6 protein-coding genes are annotated in these 6,533 nt (G+C 40.5%); all 6 read left to right on the forward strand.

The features are described 5' to 3' along the window. The first annotated feature begins 168 nt into the window (after positions 1 to 168). The 6 genes from V7164_RS12185 to V7164_RS12210 all read left to right on the forward strand — a co-directional run bounded on the left by V7164_RS12185 (position 169) and on the right by V7164_RS12210 (position 6,162). Positions 169 to 1,353: an NAD(P)/FAD-dependent oxidoreductase gene (locus V7164_RS12185; RefSeq protein ID WP_335354222.1), complete on the forward strand. Its 1,185-nt coding sequence runs from the start codon at positions 169 to 171 to the stop codon at positions 1,351 to 1,353. Positions 1,354 to 1,517: 164 nt separating this feature from the next. Then, positions 1,518 to 2,558: a proline racemase family protein gene (locus tag V7164_RS12190; RefSeq protein WP_335354223.1), complete on the forward strand. Its 1,041-nt coding sequence runs from the start codon at positions 1,518 to 1,520 to the stop codon at positions 2,556 to 2,558. Further along, complete coding sequence (locus V7164_RS12195; RefSeq protein WP_335354224.1) at positions 2,555 to 3,508, forward strand: proline racemase family protein; 954 nt, start codon at positions 2,555 to 2,557, stop codon at positions 3,506 to 3,508. Before V7164_RS12190 ends, V7164_RS12195 begins: the two co-directional genes overlap by 4 nt. Before the next feature lie 65 nt (positions 3,509 to 3,573). Beyond that, on the forward strand, positions 3,574 to 3,741 hold the full coding sequence (locus tag V7164_RS12200) for a hypothetical protein (protein WP_335354225.1): 168 nt from the start codon (positions 3,574 to 3,576) through the stop codon (positions 3,739 to 3,741). A 15-nt stretch (positions 3,742 to 3,756) separates the two neighbouring features. Then, positions 3,757 to 4,650, forward strand: coding sequence for a 4-hydroxy-tetrahydrodipicolinate synthase (dapA, locus tag V7164_RS12205; protein ID WP_335354226.1), 894 nt, complete (start codon positions 3,757 to 3,759; stop codon positions 4,648 to 4,650). Positions 4,651 to 4,671: 21 nt separating this feature from the next. Beyond that, complete coding sequence (locus V7164_RS12210; protein WP_335354227.1) at positions 4,672 to 6,162, forward strand: aldehyde dehydrogenase family protein; 1,491 nt, start codon at positions 4,672 to 4,674, stop codon at positions 6,160 to 6,162. Positions 6,163 to 6,533: the final 371 nt, after the last annotated feature.

A 6,533-nucleotide genomic window follows, 5' to 3' on the forward strand; every position in this document is an offset into this window, starting at 1 on the left:
GTAAAAGATATTATACAGTAGTTTATCAAATTTTTTTGAAATTCTAAATATGTTGATACTGAATTTTATAAAAATAAGCATGAATTGTCGATTTTGTTACAAACGGCTTTTTGGCACGTTACTTGCATTAGAAAATGAAAGGCAACTTAGCGAAGGGAGATTGAGTATGTGAAACATTGTGATGTGTTAGTGATTGGCGGCGGAATTATGGGCTGCTCCATTGCCTATTATACTTCTAAATCTGGAAAAGACGTAACGATCCTTGAAAAAGGAGAATTTGTCAGTGGAACATCATCAAGATGTGACGGGAACATCCTTGCCATTGATAAAGATCCGGGTTTTGACAGTCAAATGTCGTTAGTCAGCCAGAAATTAGTTGATGAGTTAAGCAGAGAATTAGAGCATAAATTTGAATATCGTGCACCAGGAAGTATTCTTGTTTGCGAGTCTGAGGAGGAAATGGAGGCAGCACAGAAATGGGTTAACCGTCAAAAAGAGGCTGGTCTGCCATTCCGTATGCTTGACCGTCAGGATATTCGCCAGGACTCAAAGTTTTTTGCAGATGATTTATTAGGCGGTTTAGAATGTGCGACTGACTCCACCGTTAACCCTTACATGCTCGCTTTTTCTCTGCTAGACGCAGCAACGAAATTAGGGGCTAAAGCCTATAAGCAAACAGAAGTAAAATCAATGAAAAAAGAAGAAAACGGAACTTTCACTGTGGAAACAACAAATGGAGTGTTTACAGCTAATCATGTTGTCAACGCAGCAGGGATATGGGCTCCAAAGTTGGGAGAAATGCTGGATCTACGTATTCCGATTGAGCCGAGAAAAGGTCATATTATTGTTGCATCAAGGCAGGAGCATGTAGGTTCGCGGAAGGTTATGGAGTTTGGTTACTTAATTTCTAAATTTGGCGGACAGCGCCGGGTTGACCCTTTAACAGAAAAATATGGGGTGGCACTTGTCTTTGAACCAACAGAGAGCCAAAACTTCCTTATTGGCAGCAGCAGGGAGTTCGCAGGATTCAATTTACAAGTAAATAATGAAATTCTTAAATGCATTGCCAATCGTGCGATCCGCTTTTATCCGAAAATGGCGGATATGATGGTGATCCGTTCATATGCGGGCTTGCGGCCATGGACAGAGGACCATTTGCCAATCGTTTCTAAAGTGGAGCATATTCCAAACTATTACATAGCGGCTGGTCATGAGGGAGATGGAATTAGCCTTTCAGCTGTTACAGGAAAAGTCATTGAAGAACTGATTAATAATAAGGAAACATGTATTCCTGTTGAGCCGCTAAGTTATAACCGGTTTACCTCTATTCAGCATTCATCTCCTGTCCTTTAAGTGGGAGATAAATGCAAAAAAGATAACTATTTCAACAGGGTTTATTCCCTTGCTGAATAAAGTTAAGCCTCCGGCGGATGCCTCAGATTTTTATCGGGCGATGCCCGATAAAAATCTGGGCGCAAATCTGCCAAAGCAGATTTGATAGAAAGGGTGTTGACCATTTGAAGGCAAATAGAGTCTTTACAACGATCGATACACATACAGGAGGGAATCCAACGAGGACATTGATTAGCGGTCTTCCAGAACTTAAGGGAGAAACGATGTCTGAAAAAATGCTCCACATGAAAAGAGAGTATGATTGGATTCGCAAATTACTAATGAATGAACCAAGGGGCCATGATGTCATGTCTGGAGCCTTATTAACAGATCCATGTCATCCTGATGCAGATTTTGGTGTGATTTATATAGAAACGGGCGGTTATTTGCCAATGTGCGGGCATGACACAATCGGTGTTTGTACAGCATTAATTGAGTCGGGATTAATTCCTGTTCAGGAGCCTGTTACTTCGATCAATCTAGATACTCCTGCTGGGCTAGTAGAAGTGGAGATTACCGTTGAAAACGGAAAAGCAAAAGAAGTTTCTTTCTGCAATATCCCAGCTTTTCTGCTAAAAAGTGTTTCCGTAGATGTTGAGGGCATCGGCAAAGTGGATGCGGATATCGCCTATGGGGGTAACTTCTATGCCATTATTGATGCAAAATCAGTTGGATTGGAGCTAGTGCCAGATAATGCATCAAAAATCATTGAAAAAGCGATCAAAATTAGAAATACGATTAACGAAGAAACTGAAATTGTTCATCCAGAACATTCATTTATTAGGGGATTAACGCATGTTGAGTTTTTTACAGAGCCTACTCATGAAGAGGCACATGTGAAAAATACAGTCGTTGTTCCTCCAGGAGGAATTGATCGCTCTCCATGTGGAACAGGTACATCTGCCAAACTTGCCGTGCTTTATTCAAAACAAGAAATTGTCATTGATGAAGAATTTGTCCATGAAAGTATTGTTGGCTCATTGTTCCGTGGGCGTGTTCTTGAGACCACAGATGTGAATGGAGTATCCGCGGTAGTAACGAGAATTGCGGGATCAGCTTGGTTAATGGGCATGCATAAATTCTTTTATAACGAAGATGATCCGCTTAAAGAAGGATTTCTCCTCATTCCCCCAATGGAGGAACATGAAATGGAGGACGTGAAATGAAAATTCAAAAGGCTTATACAGCAACAGATGTTCACGTAGCCGGTGAAGCTTTTCGCATTATTAAAGATGTGCCATTTATTCATTATGAAAGCTTGGAGCAATTAGATGAACAGTTTTTTCATGCATATGCCGATGAAATCAAGCTTTTATTAAATGAGCCCCGCGGATTTGCCGGTTTAAACGGTTGTCTAGTGCTTCCGCCATTTAACAGGGAAGCAGATGCAGCAGCTGTCTTTTTTAATCACGAACAAACAGTGCCATTGCATCATGCGGGGGCAGTAGCAGTGATTACTGCTTTATTGGAATGCGGACATTTATCACCAAAAGAATCAAATGAGTACACATTAGAAACTGTTAGCGGTGCCATTAAGGTTAACGCAGTAATGAAGGATGACGAGGTTGTTTCCGTTAAGCTAAAAACGAAGCCTAGTCAAGTGGTTCAATCGAATGTTCCATTGAACCATAATGAATTACAAACTGAGTACGCCCTTGTACAGGCAGATCAATTATATGCCATTTTTAACAAAAAGGATGTTTCATTCGAACTTCACATGGATGATCTTGCTGATGTACAAAGCTGGGGACAGGCAGTAAATGATGCATTTGCATCTAACGAATCGATTCAGAGGATCGTTTTATTGGATGATTCTGCAATAGAAACAGGACGAATCAAGACCGTCACCTTCCGCAGAGATAACTTTATCGTCCGTTCGCCAGGCTATGGGACGACTTCAGCCTGTTATGCACGTCTGCTTTCTAGTGGCGGAGTTTCTAAGGAACAGCCGCTCGAAAATGAAAGTATTTTTAATAGCTTACTAACTGCCCAATTAGCAGATCAAAGTGACAGCGGATTTGCGTTTACATTTACAAGCCGCGGTTTCGTCACAGGAATGCAAACCTATCTGCTAGACCCAACGGATCCGTTAGCAGCAGGATTTTTATTAAAATAGCATTCTTATAAAAAGGTGTTGCTTGGTAGATTGGCGGACTATTAGATGAAATAGGAAAGCCGGAATTGGCTGATAACCAGCCGGAATTGGCTGATAAACTGCTCAAGTTGGCTACAAATAGCCCATATTGGCTGATAAACCTAAATTTAGCTTTTGAAATGATTCAAACTCACTTAAAAAGTGCTATTTTACCGCATTTTTTAAGGTTTGAGCATACGCATTTTAACAAATAAAGGAGGAAATTGAACATGACAACAATTAGAGGAGCTTACCCAGTATTAATTACACCAATGACAGAGGCACAGGAAATTGACTGGGGCGGAGTAAAAAACAATGTGAACTACTTCCTTGACCAAGGTGTTTCAGGTCTTGTTATTAACGGAAGTACTGGAGAATTTGTAAGCTTGTCAAAAGAAGAGAAGTTTCAAATGGTAGAAACAGTATTAAAAGAGGTTAACGGACGTATCCCGGTTATTGTAGGAACTGCAGCAGAAACAACAAAAGAAACAATCGAATATACGAAGCAGGCAGAAGCACATGGGGCTGACTGTGCCTTAATTATTAATCCTTATTATATGAAGCCAAAGGAAAATGAAATTTACTACCATTTTAAAGAAGTCTCAAATGCTGTCAATATTCCAATTATGCTTTATAACAATCCATTTACTTCTGGTGTGAATTTGAGCACAGAATTAATGCTGCAAATCGGAAGAGAATGCGAAAACGTTACACATATTAAGGAATCAAGTGGAGAAATTGGCAAAGTAAGAGACCTTGCAAGACAAGGAAAAGGCGATTTCGAAGTATTCTGCGGAGCAGAAGAACTTGTTATGGAATCCTATTTCGTTGGAGCGACAGGCTGGATTTCTGTTGCTGGTAATATCGTTCCTAAGCTTGTAACAGATATGTTCAACCATTTCCAAAATGGAGAAATTGAAAAAGCATGGGCAATTAATGATCGTATTCTTCCGCTTTGCTCATTCTTAGAAGGCTCAGGTAAATATGTACAAATCGTTAAGAGAGCAATGGACCTGCAAGGATTGGCTGGCGGACCTGCACGTTACCCGCGTTTAGGCTTATCACAAGAGGAAGAGCAAAAGCTAAAAGAACTTCTTGCTAGTTTAGAAACTATCAAAAACTAAGTTTAATGGAGGAGAGAGAACATGCAAGCGACAAATTATACGTTGAAACCGAAAGTACAGGAATTTTTAGATGGTGTAAAAGGTCTTTATATCAACGGTGAATATGTTCCAGCGAATAGTGGTAAAACATTTTCTGTCGTCAATCCAGCTAACGAAGAAGTCATTGCGGAAGTAAGCGAAGCACAAGAGGATGATATTGCTGCTGCGGTAGCTGCTGCCAGAACGGCATTTGATGAAGGTGAATGGACAAAAATGGATGCGGCTGAGCGCTCACATCTCATCTATAAATTTGCGGATCTATTAGAAGAGAACCGCGAAGAGCTTGCACAGCTAGAATCATTGGATAACGGAAAGCCATACAAAGTTGCGCTGTCGGATGATGTGGATGGAACTATCCAGCACTTCCGATATTACGCTGGCTGGGCAACGAAGGTTTTTGGGAAGACAACTAATATTTCGAAGGATTATGTCACCTATACTCTTCATGAGCCAGTTGGTGTTGTAGGCCAAATTATTCCATGGAACTTCCCTCTTGCCATGGCAGCGTGGAAGCTTGGATCGGCACTTGCTGTCGGCTGTACAGTTGTCATTAAGCCGGCAAGCGAAACACCGCTATCCCTTCTTTATATTGGAAAGCTGTTTAAAGAAGCTGGTTTTCCAGATGGTGTTGTGAATATCGTGCCAGGATCGGGCAGAATTGCTGGAGAAGCGATTATCACGCATAAGGATGTCGATAAAGTCGCATTCACTGGTTCAACAGCTGTTGGAAAAGAAGTTATGAAAAAAGCTGCTGAGCAAATAAAGGGTGTAACACTAGAGCTTGGCGGGAAATCACCAGCCATTATTTTAGAGGATGCTAATCTCGAAGAAGCAATAGAAGGCGCATTTAATGGAACGATGTACAATCATGGGCAAAACTGTAGTGCTTGCACACGTGTATTTGTACATCGAAGTCAATATGATCATGTCGTAGAAGCTTTAGCAGAGCGCGCAAACGAACTGAAAGTTGGTCCTGGCATGGATCCTGAAACAGATATGGGACCACTCGTTTCAGCAAAACAGCAGCAAACTGTTCTTAATTATATCGAGCAAGGGAAAAAAGAAGGGGCACGCCTTGTAGCAGGCGGAGAAAAAGCATTTGATAAGGGCTATTTTGTGCAACCAACCATCTTTGCAGATGTAGAAGATCATATGGTCATTGCCCGTGAAGAAATCTTCGGTCCTGTCATGTCCATCTTTGTTTTCGACACGATTGATGAAGTTATTAAACGTGCGAACGATAGTGATTACGGCTTAGCTGCAAGTGTTTGGACAGAGAATATCAAGAAAGCTCACTACATTGCAGGCAAGCTGCAATCAGGTACAGTCTGGATTAATGATTTTGGCCTTGAATGGGAAACAATGCCTTTCGGCGGATACAAACAATCTGGAATTGGCCGTGAAATGGGTGGAGAATACGGCTTACAAAACTATACAGAAGTGAAGAGTGTTTTTGTTAATATTAAGCAATAGGAAGCACGGTGACACTTCAAAGTCATATTAAAAAGGAACGGGCAGCTTTATTTGAAAGCTGCCTGTTTTCTTACTGATAAAGGAAAACCAGACAGTGCAAATTAGGAGCTGTTTGGTTTTTTTTTTGAATAAGTGGAATAGGCAAATTTATTCAAATGATTTTTTACACTGTCTAAAAATATTTTACAAATGTGTATAAAAAAGTAGACAAGCAGAAAACAATTGCTATTCAAAGTAGTGGNNTGTCTAGATTGGTATAAAAATTGCATATTAAAAAGTAAATCCAAATCACTCGCCAGAGATTCTACATAAAAAATGGAGGTGTAATCAAATGGGGAAATACGTTTTCGGAAGAATTGGCTATATGATTA

Origin of the sequence: Bacillus sp. JJ1474 (genome assembly GCF_036965225.1) — a bacterium.
Taxonomy (GTDB): Bacteria; Bacillota; Bacilli; order Bacillales; family Cytobacillaceae; genus Cytobacillus.